The following is a 17,917-nucleotide window of genomic DNA, read 5'->3' as shown; positions in this document are numbered from 1 at the left end:
AATGATGGGCTATAAACCCGCCGTGGTTGCCAACATGGTTGCTAAATTCTGGCTAGTCCTTCTGGGGCTAGCCTTTTTAGTATCCTGTTCGGACGCGCCAAAGCAAATTCGCTTTAGCGGCGATACCATGGGTACCACCTACAACATCACCCTGTTCAGTAAGGACCCGCGCCATAGTCAGGCGGAGATCCAGAAAAAGGTCGAGACGGTTTTAGCGCAGGTCAACGCGCAGATGTCGACCTACGACCCTGAATCGGAATTATCGCGGTTTAATCAACACGACTCGACTCAGCCGGTAGTGATAAGCCGGGCATTGGAACGCGTGGTTAGCCGGGCGCTGGAAATCTCTGCGCAAACCGACGGTTTGCTTGACGTGACGGTCGGGCCACTGGTTAACTTGTGGGGGTTTGGCCCGCAGGCAAAACCTGAACAAGTGCCTTCCGAAACGGAACTGAACAAGATTCGTGCTTATGTTGGTTATGACAAGCTGACACTGGCTAATCATCAGCTGACCAAAAGTCACCCGCAGGTCTATGTGGACTTATCGACGATTGCGAAAGGTTATGGGGTTGATCGGGTTGCCTATTTATTGGACGACCTGGATATTACCCAGTACTTAGTCGAAATTGGTGGTGAGATCCGCACCCGCGGTGGTAAACCTAACGGTAAACCGTGGCGGTTAGCGGTCGAGAAGCCGGTATCGACGGAACGATCAGTACAGGAAGTTGTCTCATTTAGTGAAGGGGCATTAGCCACTTCAGGCGATTACCGTAATTTTTACGAAGAGAACGGACGTCGTTATTCACACATTATTAATCCGCTAACAGCAGAGCCTATCCAACACAATTTAGTATCAGTCAGCGTTTATGCTGATGACTGCATGTCAGCCGATGCCTATGCAACGGCGTTGTTGGTTATGGGGCCGGAACAGGCAAAAGCCTTTGTTACTGAGCATCAAATCGATACCATGTTGGTGCTAAAAACCGACGATGGCTTTGAAGAATGGGTAAGCCCCGGGTTCGAAAAACTGTTATCGGATGAGTGATTAGGAGTTCTCATGCAAACATTTTTACTGGTGTTGGCGCTGTTTTTAATCGTCGTACTGATTATGGCGGTTGGCTATATTGTTCAGCGCAAGACGATTTCCGGTAGTTGCGGCGGTATTAGCTCGCTGGGTATGGATAAAGCCTGCGATTGCGATGACCCTTGCGATAAGAAAAAGGCGCGCATGGCAAAAGAGCAACAGTGGAAAGAAAACCAAATCCATTAGTGCACGCTTTTCGCGTCAGCAATTGACGCAAAACAGTTATAACGATATAACTACCCTCAATCGATGTTGTTTAAGCGGGGGTAGTTATGAATCCATTAGAGTTACGGCCAGATAGTCAGGAAATTTACCTCGATTGTAACGCCACCACCCCCGTACTTCCGGAAGTAGCCCGGTCTGTATCGCATACCATGGAAGCCATATTTGGTAATCCCTCGAGTAGCCATATTACCGGCTTAAAAGCGCGCTATATTTTGGATACCACACGCCAGCTTGCGCGTGAAGCTATCGGCTCGTTTAACAGTAAACTAATTTTTACCAGTGGTGCCACTGAGGGCATTCAGACCGCGGTGGTTTCGGCCATTAGTGCCGCCGTGCAGGACGCCCGGCGACCACGTCGTTATCTGATGTATGGAGCGACGGAACATAAAGCGGTACCGCAGGCGTTAGCGCACTGGAACCAAATGCTGGGTCTTAACGCAGAACTGTTGGCCATACCGGTCGATAACAAAGGCTTGCTGGATCATGAGTTTATTGCTCAGCACGTAAGTCAGGCGGCAATGATTTGTACCATGGCGGTGAACAACGAGACTGGCGTGGTGCAGGATTTAGGCTCGCTTGAACGGATTATCCGCGATAACGCGCCTACCGCCCCCTGGATGGTTGATTGTGTACAGGCACTGGGTAAACAACTGCTTGCGTTGGATGATACCAGCATTGATTACGCGCCGTTTAGCGGCCACAAGTTATACGGGCCAAAAGGCATAGGCTTTATGGCGGTGCGTGACGCGGCACCGTTTTCGCCGTTAATTATCGGCGGCGGTCAGGAGAGTGGTTATCGCTCAGGTACTGAAAACTTGCCCGGCATCGCCGCATTGAACGCGTTGTTCCGGTTAATGCAGCAAGGCAGTTCGTTCGCATCGGTTGAAAAGCTTAATAGCTATCGTGAACAACTGGCGAAAGCATTAAGACAAGCCTTTCCGACAGTGGTGTTCAACAACGATTTTTCGGTTTCGGTACCCACCACGCTTAACTTTTCGGTGTCCGGGGTATCCTCGCGTGACATTATGGATGTGCTGGATGCCTGCCATATTCGGGTTAGCTCCGGCTCGGCCTGTAGCTCTAAAGTCACCCGCAGCTTTGTTTTAGACGCAATGGGATTGGATTCCTGGCGTAGCGAGTCAGCCATCCGTTTGTCGTTTGGGCCGGCAACCACTCAGGCTGAGATTGACGAAGCTTGCACACGCCTGCAGCAAGCTGCAACCGCATTAAAACAGTCCTGTTTGATTGTCGCCGACACCAATGACGATAACGATGGTTTATTAGATGGCGTGGTGCAATTACGTTATGACGACCAGTGCAGTTATCTGCTAATCGATCGCGCTGCCCGACAGATGGTTGTTATTGACCCGCATCCGGCACTAGCCGGCCGTATCGAAAACATTGTCCATTGTCAGGGATACCAAATTCCGGCTGTTTTAAGTACAGCCGCCGAGGGTGAAATTGCTAATGCAGCAGCGATGTTACGTGCAATGCTGCCACTGCAGCATACCGATACCGACGTATTCGGTTGGCCGGTTGATGCGGTGGCAACCTGTGACGCTATCCCGCAGGAGTGCCAAAGCGGCGTTGACGGCTGCTTATCGATTGGTGCGCGTCGGCTGTTCCGTTGGGGGAGCCGTTTACCGGTTTATTTACTCAGTGAGCCAGTTGCCGATGAGCAGCCGCTGCACGTTGACTTCGCCTTTATCGGCTCGGAGATTGCAACCGAAACCTTATGTCGCTGCATCGGCAGTCAGACGCTTGTCTGCGCAGGGCAGGATCCTGATTCTGAGCTGGTCACATCGTTGGGTGAACAAACTGGTGCTGCCGGACACACTGATCCCAAACAAACGGGCATCGATATAGCCATTGGCGACGAAGCCTTCTGGAACCGCGATGATGTGATTATTATCGATGTACGCGAACGTCAGGAGCATGTGGTGGATGATTTACCCTGCTGTGCGGAGGTTATCAACGTGCCCCTAACGCAGGTTATCCAGTTCATCCACGACAATGCTGCGCTAAAAGACCGCGAGTTAGTTTGTGTGTGCCGTTCAGGCAACCGCAGCGGCGTGGTGGCTAAAGCGCTGCGGCGTCAGGGTTTTACTAAAACTCGGCATTTGTTGGGCGGTCTGGCTCTGGCTTCCAAACAAGCGTAGCAGCGAAACCATCTTTGCCGACGAACCAACAACTGATATCGCTGTGACACTGCACGTTCCAGACGTTAGCGTCGGTTAACTTGAACCATTTTTGCGACGGCTCGTGGTAGGCTGCGGCACCTGATGGATTAGAGGTTAAGATCCAGCGGCCCTGGTGTTCAACTACACTGAGGCTGTATAGCGCACCTTGTAACGGCGGTTCGGGCAGCGCGCTAAACTCATCACCATCGTAGTACCATAGTCGTTGGCCTTCGTTATCGTCGGTGTTTAAATGGCCACCGGCGATGTAAAACTGCTCGTCATCCACTGGCCATACCGCCCAAATACCGGCATTAGGACCGGCTTGCATGGGCGTGTCAATAACTTCAAAACGAATACCAAAACCGCCTTTGCGTAAAACTCGCGCGGTATCAGCGTTACCGGTGCCGACTAACCAGGTTTGGTTATTGAAGCGTACGCAGCTGCCGCTGGAGGCAAAGCCACCCTCGTTAGACAAGGGTTTTTGACTAACAGCACTGTATGCCTTTATCCAGTTGCGACCACCCGGACTGCGCACAATACGCCAGCTGTCACCGACACTGTCGCCGAATACCCAGGCTTCGCCGTTGGGTGACAAATCCATGCAATTTAAAAAGGTATCGGCTTCGGCACGGTAGCGCATACGCCAATTAGCACCGCCGTTATCGGTAAAATAGACCTTCGACTGACCATCGTCGCCGATGCTTAACGCGTAAGCCTGGCGATTATCAATCGCCTCGATGTCGCGAAACTGCAGGTCATCCTGACCCGGTTGGCTGTATCGCCAACTGTTGCCGCCATCGTCGCTGTGTGCGACGAGGCCATTTTCGCCGGACAGCCAAATAGTCGAGCGGCTGACCGGCGCTGCACCAATCCACAGTTGCTTTTCGAGGTTTTCCAGTACCTTCAGCTTTGGCGGCTCTGCAGCAACGGCCGATAAATTAACGGCAGCTGCAAGCGCAAGGGTCGAGCTGAATTGGGTAAACCGAGTTAATTGCATTATGTCACCTAAGTTGAGACGTCCTTTATTGAGGAGTCAGTTCGGACAATTATTGCGCATCAAAGCACAGGTTGTTGTCCTTTTTACTCTCATCGCCCATCAGATACAAATAAGTTGGCATAAGATCTAACGGTGTTTTAAGGGCTTTTGGATCTTCCGCAGGGTAGGCTTTTGCTCGCATACTGGTGCGGGTAGCGCCCGGGTTAATCACATTAGTGCGTACCGAGGTGGTTTCGTACTCATCGGCAATCACTTGTGCCATGCCCTCGGTGGCGAACTTAGATATGGCATAGCTGCCCCAATAGGCACGTCCTTTACGGCCGACACCTGACGAAGTGAATACCAGCGAAGCATTGTCGGCTAATTGCATCACCGGCAGCAGTGCCTGGGTCATCAGCATGGGGCCTGTAACATTGATTTGCATGGCATCGTTAAAGTCGTCTGCTTCGATATGAGTGAATGGCGATAAGATGCTCAGAATGCCGGCGTTGTGTAACACGCCGTCTAAGCGGCCGAATTGTTCCTTGATGGTTGCCGCCATGCCCTGGTAGTGATCCAGAGTCGCGCCCTTGAGATCCAGCGGGATAATCGCTGGCTTGGCGCCACCGGCTTGTTCAATCTCGTCGTATACTGCTTCCAGCTTATCAACTGTGCGCCCCAGCAGAATAACCGTGGCACCATGTTCGGCAAAAGTTAGCGCTGCCTGGCGGCCGATACCGTCGCCGGCGCCGGTTACCAGAATAACTTTATCGGTTAAGAGGTCTTTAGGGGCTTGATAATCATGTACCGTCTTGATTTGCATATTTATCGTTTTCCATTGGACTGTTAAGGTCAGTGTAGGCTATTGTACTGATATTCGGATAACTTCTCAGCAAACGAATAGAAATTCCGGAAAAAGCCTTTTATCTTAATTCATACAGGTGTATAAAAATCGTTAAGCGAAAGGCTTCATAATAAAAATGTAAAAAGGACTGGGGAATCCACATGAAAAAACTATTACTCCCATTGGCGATTGGATCAGCATTGAGTCTGGTCGGCTGTGGTAGCGGTGACGAAGCACCGTTAACAGAAACGGAAGTTAGCGTTGCGGCAACGCGCGTGCAATTTGACCCATCGAACAGCATTATTCCGGTGCCAACTAACGTATTGCTTAGCGGTACTGTCGACGGAACCTTAAATATTCCGGTAGCGGACCCAAGTGATATTAGTGACCCACAAGTGGCGTTAAATGGTCTGGATGGTTGGGGTACACACCCCACGATAACCTTTAACTTTTCACTGCCACGTGATGAGAACGGCGACTTGGTTAACGTAGCCGCTGGTAGTTTGGAAGCCCAGGGCTCTATTCGTGTTTTCGAAACCATTCAGGGCGGTTCTGACGTTAATGCAACTTGTGCCGCGGCTAGCCCCGCAGCAGCTTGTGCGGTAACAGCAGAATTAACACACGGCGTTGATTTTACCGTATCAGCGGTTGATGAAGATACCGTTGCGGTGGTGCCACTACGGCCGTTAAAGCCTAAAACAGGCTACATTGTTGCTTTGACGTCCGGTATTCAGGATACCCTGGGCCGTGACGTGAAGCCATCACAGACCTATACCCTGATGAAACGTCCGGCAGACAGCGATCCGGTATCATCTGATCCGTCGGCTCTGTCTCTGCAACGTTTGATTAATAGCTACGAAGGTGCGCTGGCGCAGTTTGGCGTTGATGCCGAAGAGGTTATTTACACGTCTAATTTCACCACGCAATCGGTGGGTGATGTCTTAGGTGCAACTAAACAGATGTTAGGCCTGAGTGCCGCTGGTATAGAAACACCATGGTCACCGGAAGTTCCGGTAATGCAGGCGGCGCCGCAGGGCTACTCGCTGGACGTGGTGTTGCAGCAAAGTGGCGTCACTGATCCTACGGTATTGGCAGCTGCTTCTGCTGCGCGCGTATACGGTGGTCAGGTGAATCTACCTTACTACTCGCCGTTACCATCAGCTGAAAACCCGCGTGCACCGGTGGATGGTCGCTGGCGTGCAGCCTGTGATAGCCCGGCGTCTATTTTAGGTGCGGTGCAGCAGGGTATTATCGACCCGGCAGGCGCAGGCATTCCACAGGAAGCATTGCAGGATCCAACGCTATTGCTGCCACCTAACAACTGTTTTGACTTCCCGGGTGTGGACGAAGAGCGTCACCTGACTAAGTACAACCCGATCCCGGCGATTCAGGGTACGCAAACGGTGCCTGCCTTTATCACTATTCCTGATTTGGCGGTTGTGAATGCCATTCGCGCCCAGCGTGGTATGGCACAATTAGAAGCTGTGCCACAAGGCGGCTGGCCGGTGGTGATCTTCCAACACGGCATTACCGGTAACAAAACTAATGCTGCTGGTATTGCGGGTTCGTTAGCGGCGGCTGGTTTTGCCACCGTAGCCATTGACCATCCGCTGCATGGCGATCGTGGTTTCGACCTTAATGGTGATGGCACGGACGAAATTAACGCCTCAAGTGCGGCCGGTGTTACCAGCTACATGAACTTAGCTAACTTGTTGGCCGCGCGCGATAATGTGCGTCAGTCTATTGCTGACTTAGTTGGTTTGCGCATGAGCTTAAATAACTTTATGGCAGCCGATGGTGCGCAGTTAAATGGCCAGGACGTGCATTTTGTAGGCCACTCGTTAGGTGCAATTGCTGGTGTGGGCTTTACGGCGATGGCCAATACGCCGTTTGAAAACCCTCAGTTAGCACCGCTTAATCCAATGTTCAGTGTGCAGGCGTCTTCGCTTGGTATGCCGGGCGGCAGTATTGCTAACTTCCTGTTAGCGTCAGGTTCGTTCGAAGTGCCGGTTAAGAGCCAACTGTTGTATTCAGCAAGTGCAGATTTTGCAGCGGCAGTTAATGCACAGGCCGAAGCTGCGGGTATTAACCCCGGCGGTCCAGGCTTTAGCGAGCTGCTGGCACAAGTTTATGTTGAATTCATGAATTCAGCATCGTCTGCGCAGGTGGCACAAATCAATGCAACCTTCGAGCAGTTTGCTTTTGCTGCGCAGGCTGTGATTGACTCTGCAGACCCGGTTAACTATTCAGCGGGTGTTGCTGCGACGGGTACGCCGGTGCATTTAATTGAAGCCATTGGCGATGCGACTATTCCTAATGCGGTTCAGGGCAAGCCGCTGGCGGGCACTGAACCACTGATTGGGTTAATGGGTCTGCCGTCAGTTTCGAGCACTGTGCAGTCGCAAGATGGCAATCCGGTTTCTGGTGCTGTGCGCTTCAGCGCAGGTGATCACGGTTCATTAGTGTCGCCGGCAGCTTCTGCAGCCGCAACCGCAGAGATGCAAACACAAATCTTCAGCTGGTTCGGTTCTGACATGTTGTTACTGCCGATTAGTAACGAAGAAGTGGTACAGTAGCAGGCATGTCGGTGCTTTGCACCGCCATGCCCGCTAGGCAAAAAGGTCAGCTTCGCTGACCTTTTTTTGTTTGGCGCTGCGCTTGCCTGGCGCCCTGCGGGCTTGCTTGGCGGCTCGTGGCTTCGCCACTCGCCTATGTAGGTCGCGCCTTTGGCGCGACGGGATGTTAGACTGGGCTAAATAGTGATACTTGGGAGTTGTTTGTATGGAATTTTTGGCCGATATTGGCAGTTTTTTGTTGAAGGCGGGGATTATTATTTTTGCTTTCGTGATTATCACGGGTGTCATTGCGCAAGCGGCGCAGAAGCAGAAAAAACAGAAAGGCGAATTGGAAGTGACCCATTTGTCCAAAGAGATCCAACAGATGCAGGATGCCCTGCGGATGGAGCTTTTGGATAAGAAAGCGCGTAAAAAAGCCGAGAAGCTGCTTAAAAAAGCGCGAAAATCTGAAAAGAAACATGAAAACCGTTTATTTGTGATTGATTTTAAAGGCTCGATGGATGCTAAAGAAGTCGAAAACTTGCGCCGCGAGATTAATGCGGTACTGAGTATCGCCAGTGATAAAGACGATGTGCTGATTCGCCTGGAAAGTGGCGGTGGTGTGGTTAATGGTTATGGCCTGGCGGCTGCGCAGTTGCAGCGTTTACGTGACCACGGCATGACCTTGCACGTGGCGGTGGATAAAGTCGCTGCCAGTGGCGGTTATATGATGGCCTGTGTGGGGCATAAAATTTATGCGGCGCCGTTTGCCTTTATTGGCTCGATTGGCGTGGTGGCGCAGATTCCGAACGTGCATCGTTGGCTTAAAAATCACGATATCGATTTTGAGCAGATTACCGCGGGCGAGTTTAAACGCACGCTGACGGTCTTCGGCGAAAATACTGATGAAGGCCGCCGCAAATTCAAAAAAGACTTAGAAGCCATTCATCACCAATTTAAAGACTTTGTGCAGACTAATCGCGCGGAGCTGGATATTGATAAGGTGGCTACCGGCGAAGTCTGGTCAGGACAGCAAGCGAAAGAACTGGGTTTGGTTGACGAAGTAGTAACCAGCGATGAATGGTTACTGAAGCAATTGGACGAGCGTGAGATTTTAAAACTGGAGTACAGTGTTAAAAAGCCGCTAAGCGAGCGTTTCGCTAAAGGGGCGGCGACCATTATTCAGACCTTAAAATCCTCGTTTGCACGCTCTGACGTTTAAGCGAGTTATTCGGTCGCTAAAGCGCCTGTTAATCGCTAGCGCTGACGCGGCCTTTTTGCTAGTCTTAGGCGGTTTTGGGAAGCCAATTTAATAAAATAAAGGACTCGTATGAGTGACAAAAAGAAATTGAGCCTAACCAGCCGTATCGTCATTGGTATGGTCGCAGGTATTGCATTGGGGCTGGCGTTGCGCTTTTTTGCTGGTGAAAGTGCCTGGGTTGATAGTTATCTGACGAACGGTTTGTTTAATATCATTGGTCAGATATTTATTACCTCACTGAAGATGCTGGTAGTACCGCTGGTATTTGTCTCGCTGGTGGTGGGAACATGTTCGTTGAGTGACCCCAGTAAGCTCGGTCGCTTAGGCGGTAAAGCCGTCGGTATGTACCTGGTTACCACGGCTATCGCTATTTCTATCGCGATTTTCTCGGCCATACTGATTCAACCGGGTTCAGGTGTTGAGCGTGACTCAAATACGACCTTTGAGCCGTCCGAGGCACCGTCGCTGTCGCAGGTTATTATTGACTTGTTCCCGGATAACCCGATTAATGCCATGGCGCAGGGCAACATGCTGCAAATTATCGTGTTTGCGTTGTTGTTTGGTATTGCGATGGCGTTGGTAGGTAAGCCGGGCGAGCGCCTGAAAAGCTTTTTTGATGACTTTAACGAAGTCATTATGAAGCTGGTGGTTATTTTGATGAACCTGGCGCCTTACGGTGTGTTTGCGCTTATGGCCAAGCTATTTACCGAGACCGGACTGGGTATGATAGCGAGCCTGGCGAAGTACTTCTTCCTGGTGTTGATCGTGCTGTTAATTCACGGTCTGATCGTGCATCCGTTCCTGCTCAGTACCTTAGCGCGCGTTAAACCGGGTATATTCCTGCGTAAGATGCGTGATGCGCAATTATTTGGGTTTAGTACCGCGTCCAGTAACGCTACGATGCCGATTACCCTGGAGACCGTGACCAAGCGTCTAGGTGTCAAAAACAGCGTCGGTTCGTTTACCGTGCCGCTGGGTGCGACCATTAATATGGATGGCACCTCGATCATGCAGGGTGTGGCGACGGTGTTTATTGCTCAGGTGTATGGGCTTGACCTGTCGGTAGGTGATTACCTGATGGTGATCCTGACGGCGACATTGGCGTCGGTGGGTACTGCGGGTGTACCGGGCGTTGGCTTGATCATGCTGGCGATGGTGCTGCAACAGGTTGGTTTGCCGGTCGAGGGCATCGGCCTGATTATCGGTGTTGACCGCTTACTGGATATGACCCGAACGGCCGTTAACGTCACCGGTGATGCGATGGTCAGCTGTGTGGTTGCCAAATCCGAAGGCGACTTCGACGAAGAGGTCTATTACGACCGCGAGGCCGGCAAGAAGCTCGAAGAACTGTAGGTCGCGTCCCGGCGCGACATGCTCTCGTCGTCTGTGCCGAGGCGCAGCGATTGGAGCCATATTCCATTCTCGCCTATTATAGATTAAATCGTTCGTTCGCTTAGGTTTGTATCGGATTTATTATCGTTGCCATCAAATTTTAATAAGGTGGCAACGATGGCGATACAGCAGTTACCGATAATTTCGTTTGCACAATTAGATAGCGAACAGGAACGTCTGCGGTTGCGCTGGGCGGCAAGTGAAGTGGGCTTTTTCTATTTGGTTGACCATGGGCTATCTGAGCACGAACTGGCACAGGTCATGAACTTGAGTCGGCGATTTTTTGGCTTGCCTGCTGCGCAGAAAGCGGGTGTCGATATGCGTTATTCACCTCACTTCCGTGGTTATAACGCGGTTGGGCAGGAGTTGACCGGCGGGGCGGTGGATGTCCGTGAGCAGTTTGACTGGATGAATGAAGAGCCGGCGCCGACGGAAATACGCCATGATTGGCAGCAGGTTATCGGGCCCAATTTGTGGCCTGCGGCGTTGCCACAGCTTGAGCATACGCTATTGGCCTTAAGCGAACGCCAAACGGACATTGCTGTGACTTTATTGCGCGCCCTTTGTCAGTCTATGGGTATGGACGCACATGCGTTGGATCAGAGCTTTCGTGATAGCCCCTATACGCATTCCAAAATTATTCGCTATCCGGGATCGGTGCAATCACGCCAGGGCGTTGGCGCTCATAAAGACCCCGGCTACCTGACCTTCGTCCTACAAGACCAGCAAAGTGGCTTAGAAGTCGAGCATCAGGGGCAGTGGCTGGATGTTGAACCGATGCCCGGATCGTTTGTGGTCAACATTGGTGAGCTACTGGAGTTGGCATCCGACGGCTTTTTACAAGCCACCAACCATCGAGTACGCGCTCCACAACCGGGAACCGAGCGCTATTCCGTGGCCTATTTTATGGCAGCGCGGCTGGATGCGACGGTGCCGGTACTGGACTTGCCTGAGCAGCTGAAAGCTAAATCAAAAGGCATCTCAACGGACCCTAATAATCCGCTATTGTCTCATGTCGGCGAAAATGTCCTAAAGGGCAGGGTGCGCTCGCATCCAAGTGCCGGAAAGGCCGCCTGACGGCGGGGCTTCACGCGGGCAACCCGGAATGGAATTTAAAATCGGGGTCGGGAGATTCAATCAAATCGCGTTCGATCTCGCCGAAAAATGCGATGCGGTCGGAGATATCGTCACCAGCGATTTGCTCGGCCAGGGTCAGGTAATCCTGATAATGGCGGGCCTCGGAACGTAATAACGAGATATAAAACTGGCCTAAGCGCTCGTCAACGTGCGGTGCGATGGCGGCAAAACGTTCGCATGAGCGTGCTTCGATATAAGCGCCGCAAATTAACTTATCGATAAGTGCCGCCGGTTCGTAGGTTCGCACATGGGTTAGCAACCCACGTGCATAGCGGCTGGAGGTTAGCTTGTCGTACTCAATGCCGAGCTCCTGTGCAATCTCCAGTACCTGATAAAAATGATGCAGCTCTTCCTTTATCAACAACACCATTTTGTCGATCAGTTCCTGACTGTAAGGCCGCTCTGACTTAGGTACCATGCGCTTATTCAACTTATTATGCTTGCCCAGCTCGCGCCAGTTACCGACCAACCGGTAGGTGTAATCTTCATACGGCTTTAACCAGGCCAGCAACGCGTTGCCGCTTTCTTCATCAACGGCGTAGCGGCGGATTAGCAACATGGCGCTCTGGGCGGCTTTTAACTCGCAAACCATGTGATCACGTAATAGCACCGGCAGGTTTTCCGGCTTTTTGGCTTGCTCCAGCCAGGCTCCGGGTGTGCGGCATTGCAAAAACTCGTTGATCGGTTGCAGCAATCGCTCGATCTCGCGGGCAGATTGTGTTTCTGTTGGTTCCGGCTTAGGTGCTACAGCAGTCATTACTACGCGTCTGTTGTTGGCGAATAATAACGCTATTTTACGCCACTTGAGGCGAAAACTGAATGCGTGATAATCCATTGTTGACATTTATTAATAATGTTAATAAATCGTTGGGATTGTTAACAGAAATCGCTTGACAGGTTAAAAAATGTTCTCAATAGTAGGGGTAAGGTGAATTTTTACTCACTCGTGTTTTTTTAACAAGAATAACTGCTTAAATAACAATAAGAAGCCGCGACAGCGGACAGGTGCATAAGCACATTTTTTGGAACAACTTTTTTGGGAACAATAAGGGCGGCAAAGCCGCGTTATATGGGGTAGTCAATTATGATTCTGAATCACATATGGGGTTTATACGCTCATCCAATGGAAGAGTGGAAAACCATTGACGCTAAACGTGAAAGTATCGTCAATTCGTTAACGCACATTTTGTTTGTCGCACTATTACCGTGTGCTGCAGCCTATTACGCTTCTGCTCATATTGGCTGGAGTGTTGGTGCGCGGGAATCGATTTTCTTAACGCAGGGTAGCGCAGTAATGTTGGGCGTTGCTATGTACGCCGGTATCATCGCCGCCACCTTTGCGTTGGCCTATTTGGTTTACTGGATGGCGAAGACCTTTGGCGCCGATCCGAGCTTTACTCAGTCGCTGGAACTGGCGGCTTATACAGCAACTCCGGTTATTATGTCAGGTGTTGCAGCGCTTTATCCTGAACTATGGTTTGTATCGTTGATTTTCCTGGCGGGCGTCGCCTACTCAGTTTACCTACTGTATGCGGGGATTCCGGTCATCATGCATATTCCGGAAGAGCGCGGCTTTTTATATGCCAGTTCAGTGGTTACTGCCGGCCTTATCCTGATGGTAATCCTAATGGTAACGACAGCCATTTTATGGACTAATGGCTTCGGCCCAACCTTCATGTCGTAATTTAAACCGCTCACAGCTTGCGCCTAAGGCGCAAGCTACTTTGTATAAATCCCCGCATATCCCCGTGTATTCAAAACCCGCTGAGCATCATACCAATCACCTAATACGACGCGTTCAGCCTGCTTGCCGTTAACACAAAACGAATGGATCGCAGCACGATGCGTATGGCCGTGAATAAGCCGTTGCACGTTATGCTTTTGCATTACCGAGATAACCGCAGGATGCTGCACATCCATTTGGCGCAACCGTTGCGGCGTTAGGTTGGGGCGTTTAGACGCTGAACCGGCACGCAGTTTACGGGCAATACGCATCCGCAAGGCCAAGGGTAAATGACGTAAAATAAACTTGCTAATGGGGTGCTGAATGATAGCGCGGTAGCGCAGATAGTCGGTATCGTCTGTGCAGAGTGTATCGCCATGCATTAATAGCGTGCGCTCGCCGTTAAGGTTAATCACGGTTTCGTCCGGCAGCAGGGTTAAGCCCACGTCCGCCGCAAAGCGCTCACCCAGCATAAAGTCACGATTGCCCGGCATAAAATAAAGCGCTACACCGGCATCGCTTAGCGCGCGCAGCTGCGACTTGATTTGCCCGGCAAAGTCGCTGGGGTCATCGTCACCCAGCCAGGCGTCGAACAAGTCGCCGAGAATATAAAGCTCATCCAGAGTATGACGCTGCTGCTGACAAAAGTCGCTGAACGCGGCCGTGATATCGGGCCGCGCCGGCGATAAGTGAAGATCAGCAATAAACGCAGTCGTCATAGCAGCGCGTTTAGTCGTTGATGGTCACTTTTTGAATGATCACGTCGTCGACTGGCACATCCTGATGAAAGCCTGCTGAACCTGTTTTAACGTCTTTGATTTGATTAACCACGTCCATACCGTCAACCACTTCGGCGAATACGCAGTAACCGTAGCCGTTCGGGGTTTCGTTCTGGAAGTTCAAAAAGCTGTTGTCATTCACATTGATAAAGAACTGTGATGATGCCGAATGCGGATCCGGTGTACGCGCCATTGCCACGGTACCAACCGTGTTCGGCTTAGCGGTTTTTGCTTCGTTTTCGATAGTGTCGCGGGTTTCTTTTTGCTTCATCCCCGGCTCAAAGCCACCACCTTGTACCATAAAGCCATCAATCACGCGGTGGAACAGCGTATTGCTGTAAAAACCGTCGCGCGCATACTTTAAAAAGTTTTCTACCGTATTCGGCGCGGTATCTTGATGCATTTCCAGGGTGATGTCACCGTGGTTTGTGTGTAATACAACCTGCATATTGGTATCCTGTAACAATGATTAAACCGGCGCTAGTGTACCAGAGCGTTACGTTCAGTGGTATCATTAGTGTTTTGCAAAAACATCAATCTTCACGCTAAAACTAAAGGAAGCACAGCATTATGGCACTGACACTGTTTAATACCCTAACGCGCGAAAAGCAGACGTTTACGCCGATCGAACCCGGCAAAGTGGGTATGTACGTGTGCGGTGTCACCACCTATGACTTCTGTCACATTGGCCATGCCCGCACTTATGTAGCGTTTGATATTGTCGTGCGCTATCTGCGCAAAATCGGCTATGACGTGACCTATGTGCGCAATATTACCGACCTGGACGACAAAATTATTAAACGTGCAGCGGAAAACGGCGAAGATTTTAGTGCGGTTACCGAGCGTTTTATCGGCGAAATGCATAAAGACTTCGATGCGCTTAACCTGGTGCGCCCGGATATCGAACCGCGTGTGACCGGTCACATGGGTCAAATTATAGCCATGATTGAGCGGCTTATTGCCAATGACAACGCCTACGTTGCCAGTAACGGCGATGTGCTGTTCGATGTGTCTACCTTCACTGATTATGGCAAGTTAAGCCGTCAGGACCTGACGCAATTACAGGCAGGCGCGCGGGTGGATGTCGATGAGGCAAAAACTGACCCGTTAGATTTTGTGCTGTGGAAGAAAGCCAAAGCCGGCGAACCGAGCTGGTCATCGCCGTGGGGCGAGGGGCGGCCGGGCTGGCATATTGAATGCTCGGCAATGAACAAAGAGCACCTGGGCGAGACATTTGATATTCATGGCGGCGGCTCGGATTTAACCTTTCCGCATCACGAAAACGAAATTGCGCAAAGTTGCTGTGCTAACCACTCGGATTACGTTAATTACTGGATGCACAGCGGTATGGTGCAGGTTGATGACGTCAAAATGTCTAAATCGCTGGGTAACTTTTTTACCATTCGCGACGTGTTAAACAGCTATGACGCCGAGACCGTGCGTTATTTCCTGTTATCCAGTCATTATCGTTCGCAGTTAAATTATACCCAGGACAATCTGGAACAGGCGCATGCCGCGCTGGAACGGTTGTATACCGCCTTACGTGGCATTGAACCGGTGACTGCTGAAGAGACCATACGAGCACCATACTGGCAGGCTTTCAGTGACGCGATGAATGATGATTTTAATGCGCCCGAAGCCATGAGCGTGTTGTTTGATATCGCGCGCGAAATGAACCGTGTGCGCGATACCGAGACCGACAAAGCAGCGCAGCTGGCAACCGTATTGCAAGAGCTGGCTGAGGTACTGGGGTTATTGCAACAACAGCCCGAACAGTTTTTACAGGGCGACAACGATGACGTGGCGTTGATCGAGTCGCTGATTGCCAAACGTAATAACGCCAGAGCAGAAAAAGATTGGGCGGCCGCCGATGCCGCGCGGGACGAACTGACCGCGATGGGCATTGTGCTGGAAGATGGTCCCGGTGGGACCCAATGGCGCCGCAGCTAACAGGAGGCAGATTTAATTATGGCATTTGCACAACTACATTGTGTTGAGTCTTTGACTCAGGCAAAAGAAAACGAACAAACCGACGCACTGATTGTGATTGGTTCATTTGACCGGGTTGAAGACACTGAGCTGAGCGAAGCTATTCGTGCGGCGCAACAGAGCGACCAGCGTGTGGGTAAAGAAACCTTGTTGTTATTGCAGCCTGACGTGCCGGGTAACCGTTTGGTGGTTGCGCCAACCGGACCGCTGAATCGTGATTATGACGATGTACGACAAATTTTTGATGCCGCAGCCAAGGCCGCGAAAATAGCGCAGGACGCCGGTGCACGCCATCCGGTATTGATGCTAAATGCGGTTGATACCCAGGACGAACGGTATCAGCAAGCGCACCTTGCCGCCTATCTGGGTTTTTGCCAGGCACTGTATCAGCCGTTAGAGGCGCGCGAAGCCCATGGCGAAGATGAGATTGAGCCGACTAAAGCGGTAACCCTGGTGGGTGCGCTGAATGCCGATTGGGCAATGGCGGTTGAGGCCGGTAAACGGGTAGCGCGTGATTTAGCCGGTACCGAACCTGAGCGGATGGCACCACCACGGTTTGCGGAATATTGCCGTCAGGCGTTTGCGCATACACCAGTAAAAGTAACAGTGATTGACGATTATCAGCAGTTACAGCACGAATATCCATTGGCGGCGGCCGTTGGTCGTGCATCGATCGAGGTCGAACGCCATCGTCCCTGCGTTATTCGATTAGAATACAAAGGCGCGAACCCTGAACGCACGGTGATGTTTGCCGGCAAGGGTATTGTTTACGATACCGGTGGCGCTGACCTTAAAGTGGGCGGCCACATGGCGGGCATGAGCCGAGACAAAGGCGGCGCCGCTGCGGTTGCTGGCTTTGTGAAAACGGTTGCAGAAGTGCAGCCGGATAATATTAACGTGATTGCGGAAATTGCCGCGGTACGCAACAGCATTGGCTCTGACGCCTTTGTTGCCGACGAAATTATTACCGGTCACAGCGGTAAACGAGTGCGCATTGGTAATACCGATGCCGAAGGGCGTCTGGCCATGGCTGACCTGTTGTCGCATCTGCGTGAAGAAGCCGCCGCCAGTGAAGTGCCGTGCGACTTATACACGGTAGCGACGTTGACAGGACACGCGGCGCTGTCCAAAGGTCCGTATTCGGCATTAGTACCTAATGGTGCGGCACGCAAAGCACAGGTAGCCCAGCAGTTGTTTGAGCAGGGCGAAGTATTCGGCGATCCGGCTGAGATCTCCTGGTCACGCCGCGAAGACTTTGATTTTGTTAAAGGGCGCACGTTGTGTGATGACTTGCTGTCGTCAAACAATGGCCCGTCAGCAACAACCGCGCGCGGACACCAGTTCCCAATGGCGTTTTTAGTCGGCGTATCGGGTCTGGATGCTCACGGTATTGATAGTGACAAACCACTGAACTACGTGCACGTAGACATCGCCGGCAGCGGTGTTGAAGGCGGTGACTGGCAACACGGCAAGCCAACCGCGGCGCCGGTAACGATGCTGGCAGCGCACTACTTACAGTAGGTCGCGCATTCTGCGCGACCTACGCTCGGCGCTGCCTGCGGCAGCTTGCCGGGCGGCACAGGCTTCGCTGTGCCTTGCTTGGCGCGGGCTTCGCCCGCTTGCTTGGCGCGCCTCCCGGCGCTTGTTAAAAACTGAGCACGCGCCTGTGGCGCGGCGAACCGCCTTGCGCCGCAGGCGCAAGTTACGGTGTTTAGCTGCAAGGCGCGTAGCGCCGCTGGGCAAGGCTCCGCGAAGCGGGAGCCGCCTGGCAA

15 protein-coding genes are annotated in these 17,917 nt (G+C 51.8%); 10 read left to right on the top strand and 5 right to left on the bottom strand.

Annotated elements, in window-relative coordinates; all coding sequences use genetic code 11:
- Position 1: 1 nt before the first annotated feature.
- The 3 genes from KZ771_RS07045 (at position 2) to KZ771_RS07035 (ending at position 3,468) form a co-directional block, all read left to right on the top strand.
- Positions 2-1,045: an FAD:protein FMN transferase gene (locus KZ771_RS07045; protein WP_290654768.1), complete on the top strand. Its 1,044-nt coding sequence runs from the start codon at positions 2-4 to the stop codon at positions 1,043-1,045.
- A gap of 12 nt (positions 1,046-1,057) precedes the next feature.
- Positions 1,058-1,270 carry a (Na+)-NQR maturation NqrM gene (gene nqrM / locus KZ771_RS07040; RefSeq protein WP_133539031.1) on the top strand — a complete coding sequence of 71 codons (213 nt, stop codon included), beginning with the start codon at positions 1,058-1,060 and terminating at the stop codon, positions 1,268-1,270.
- Positions 1,271-1,356: 86 nt separating this feature from the next.
- A complete protein-coding gene (locus KZ771_RS07035; protein WP_290573743.1) occupies positions 1,357-3,468 on the top strand; it encodes an aminotransferase class V-fold PLP-dependent enzyme in 2,112 nt (703 codons plus the stop codon).
- Here KZ771_RS07035 and KZ771_RS07030 read toward each other — a convergent pair.
- The gene (locus tag KZ771_RS07030; protein ID WP_290654767.1) at positions 3,416-4,486 is read right to left on the bottom strand and encodes a hypothetical protein; all 1,071 of its coding nucleotides are present in this window, start codon (positions 4,484-4,486) and stop codon (positions 3,416-3,418) included. The genes KZ771_RS07035 and KZ771_RS07030 overlap by 53 nt on opposite strands.
- A gap of 49 nt (positions 4,487-4,535) precedes the next feature.
- Positions 4,536-5,288: a YciK family oxidoreductase gene (locus KZ771_RS07025; protein WP_290654766.1), complete on the bottom strand. Its 753-nt coding sequence runs from the start codon at positions 5,286-5,288 to the stop codon at positions 4,536-4,538.
- Between the two features lie 182 nt (positions 5,289-5,470).
- Here KZ771_RS07025 and KZ771_RS07020 point away from each other — a divergent pair, with 182 nt between their 5' ends.
- The 4 genes from KZ771_RS07020 to KZ771_RS07005 all read left to right on the top strand — a co-directional run bounded on the left by KZ771_RS07020 (position 5,471) and on the right by KZ771_RS07005 (position 11,594).
- Positions 5,471-7,885: a VolA/Pla-1 family phospholipase gene (locus KZ771_RS07020; protein ID WP_290654765.1), complete on the top strand. Its 2,415-nt coding sequence runs from the start codon at positions 5,471-5,473 to the stop codon at positions 7,883-7,885.
- Between the two features lie 205 nt (positions 7,886-8,090).
- Positions 8,091-9,086, top strand: a complete 996-nt coding sequence (gene sohB / locus KZ771_RS07015) for a protease SohB (protein WP_133539036.1) — start codon at positions 8,091-8,093, stop codon at positions 9,084-9,086.
- Between the two features lie 108 nt (positions 9,087-9,194).
- The gene (locus KZ771_RS07010; RefSeq protein WP_290573751.1) at positions 9,195-10,478 is read left to right on the top strand and encodes a dicarboxylate/amino acid:cation symporter; all 1,284 of its coding nucleotides are present in this window, start codon (positions 9,195-9,197) and stop codon (positions 10,476-10,478) included.
- A gap of 156 nt (positions 10,479-10,634) precedes the next feature.
- Entirely contained in the window at positions 10,635-11,594 is a 960-nt protein-coding gene (locus tag KZ771_RS07005) for a 2-oxoglutarate and iron-dependent oxygenase domain-containing protein (protein ID WP_290654764.1), read from the top strand.
- Between the two features lie 10 nt (positions 11,595-11,604).
- Here KZ771_RS07005 and miaE read toward each other — a convergent pair whose 3' ends face one another.
- The gene (miaE, locus tag KZ771_RS07000; protein WP_290654763.1) at positions 11,605-12,411 is read right to left on the bottom strand and encodes a tRNA isopentenyl-2-thiomethyl-A-37 hydroxylase MiaE; all 807 of its coding nucleotides are present in this window, start codon (positions 12,409-12,411) and stop codon (positions 11,605-11,607) included.
- Between the two features lie 327 nt (positions 12,412-12,738).
- Between miaE and KZ771_RS06995 the strand changes: the two genes are divergently transcribed.
- Positions 12,739-13,338, top strand: coding sequence for a Yip1 family protein (locus KZ771_RS06995; RefSeq protein ID WP_290572186.1), 600 nt, complete (start codon positions 12,739-12,741; stop codon positions 13,336-13,338).
- A 35-nt stretch (positions 13,339-13,373) separates the two neighbouring features.
- Here KZ771_RS06995 and KZ771_RS06990 read toward each other — a convergent pair whose 3' ends face one another.
- Both KZ771_RS06990 and KZ771_RS06985 read right to left on the bottom strand, forming a co-directional pair.
- The gene (locus KZ771_RS06990; RefSeq protein ID WP_290654762.1) at positions 13,374-14,096 is read right to left on the bottom strand and encodes a UDP-2,3-diacylglucosamine diphosphatase; all 723 of its coding nucleotides are present in this window, start codon (positions 14,094-14,096) and stop codon (positions 13,374-13,376) included.
- 10 nt (positions 14,097-14,106) lie between these two features.
- Positions 14,107-14,604 carry a peptidylprolyl isomerase gene (locus KZ771_RS06985; protein WP_133539043.1) on the bottom strand — a complete coding sequence of 166 codons (498 nt, stop codon included), beginning with the start codon at positions 14,602-14,604 and terminating at the stop codon, positions 14,107-14,109.
- Between the two features lie 122 nt (positions 14,605-14,726).
- Here KZ771_RS06985 and cysS point away from each other — a divergent pair, with 122 nt between their 5' ends.
- Entirely contained in the window at positions 14,727-16,106 is a 1,380-nt protein-coding gene (cysS, locus tag KZ771_RS06980) for a cysteine--tRNA ligase (protein ID WP_290654761.1), read from the top strand.
- Positions 16,107-16,124: 18 nt separating this feature from the next.
- Complete coding sequence (locus tag KZ771_RS06975; protein WP_290654760.1) at positions 16,125-17,666, top strand: leucyl aminopeptidase family protein; 1,542 nt, start codon at positions 16,125-16,127, stop codon at positions 17,664-17,666.
- Positions 17,667-17,917: the final 251 nt, after the last annotated feature.

This window comes from Idiomarina sp. (assembly GCF_019431395.1).
Lineage (GTDB): Bacteria > Pseudomonadota > Gammaproteobacteria > Enterobacterales > Alteromonadaceae > Idiomarina.
This window is presented reverse-complemented; position numbering and strand designations above follow the sequence as displayed.

Excerpts from the sequence above, each read along its gene's own strand:
- KZ771_RS07030 (WP_290654767.1), bottom strand. The coding sequence starts at position 4,486 with ATGCAATTAACTCGGTTTACCCAATTCAGCTCGACCCTTGCGCTTGCA.
- KZ771_RS07025 (WP_290654766.1), bottom strand. The coding sequence starts at position 5,288 with ATGCAAATCAAGACGGTACATGATTATCAAGCCCCTAAAGACCTCTTA.
- sohB (WP_133539036.1), top strand. The coding sequence starts at position 8,091 with ATGGAATTTTTGGCCGATATTGGCAGTTTTTTGTTGAAGGCGGGGATT.
- KZ771_RS06985 (WP_133539043.1), bottom strand. The coding sequence starts at position 14,604 with ATGCAGGTTGTATTACACACAAACCACGGTGACATCACCCTGGAAATG.
- KZ771_RS06975 (WP_290654760.1), top strand. The coding sequence starts at position 16,125 with ATGGCATTTGCACAACTACATTGTGTTGAGTCTTTGACTCAGGCAAAA.
- KZ771_RS07020 (WP_290654765.1), top strand. The coding sequence starts at position 5,471 with ATGAAAAAACTATTACTCCCATTGGCGATTGGATCAGCATTGAGTCTG.
- KZ771_RS07010 (WP_290573751.1), top strand. The coding sequence starts at position 9,195 with ATGAGTGACAAAAAGAAATTGAGCCTAACCAGCCGTATCGTCATTGGT.
- KZ771_RS07005 (WP_290654764.1), top strand. The coding sequence starts at position 10,635 with ATGGCGATACAGCAGTTACCGATAATTTCGTTTGCACAATTAGATAGC.
- nqrM (WP_133539031.1), top strand. The coding sequence starts at position 1,058 with ATGCAAACATTTTTACTGGTGTTGGCGCTGTTTTTAATCGTCGTACTG.
- KZ771_RS06990 (WP_290654762.1), bottom strand. The coding sequence starts at position 14,096 with ATGACGACTGCGTTTATTGCTGATCTTCACTTATCGCCGGCGCGGCCC.
- KZ771_RS07045 (WP_290654768.1), top strand. The coding sequence starts at position 2 with ATGATGGGCTATAAACCCGCCGTGGTTGCCAACATGGTTGCTAAATTC.
- KZ771_RS07035 (WP_290573743.1), top strand. The coding sequence starts at position 1,357 with ATGAATCCATTAGAGTTACGGCCAGATAGTCAGGAAATTTACCTCGAT.
- KZ771_RS06995 (WP_290572186.1), top strand. The coding sequence starts at position 12,739 with ATGATTCTGAATCACATATGGGGTTTATACGCTCATCCAATGGAAGAG.
- miaE (WP_290654763.1), bottom strand. The coding sequence starts at position 12,411 with ATGACTGCTGTAGCACCTAAGCCGGAACCAACAGAAACACAATCTGCC.
- cysS (WP_290654761.1), top strand. The coding sequence starts at position 14,727 with ATGGCACTGACACTGTTTAATACCCTAACGCGCGAAAAGCAGACGTTT.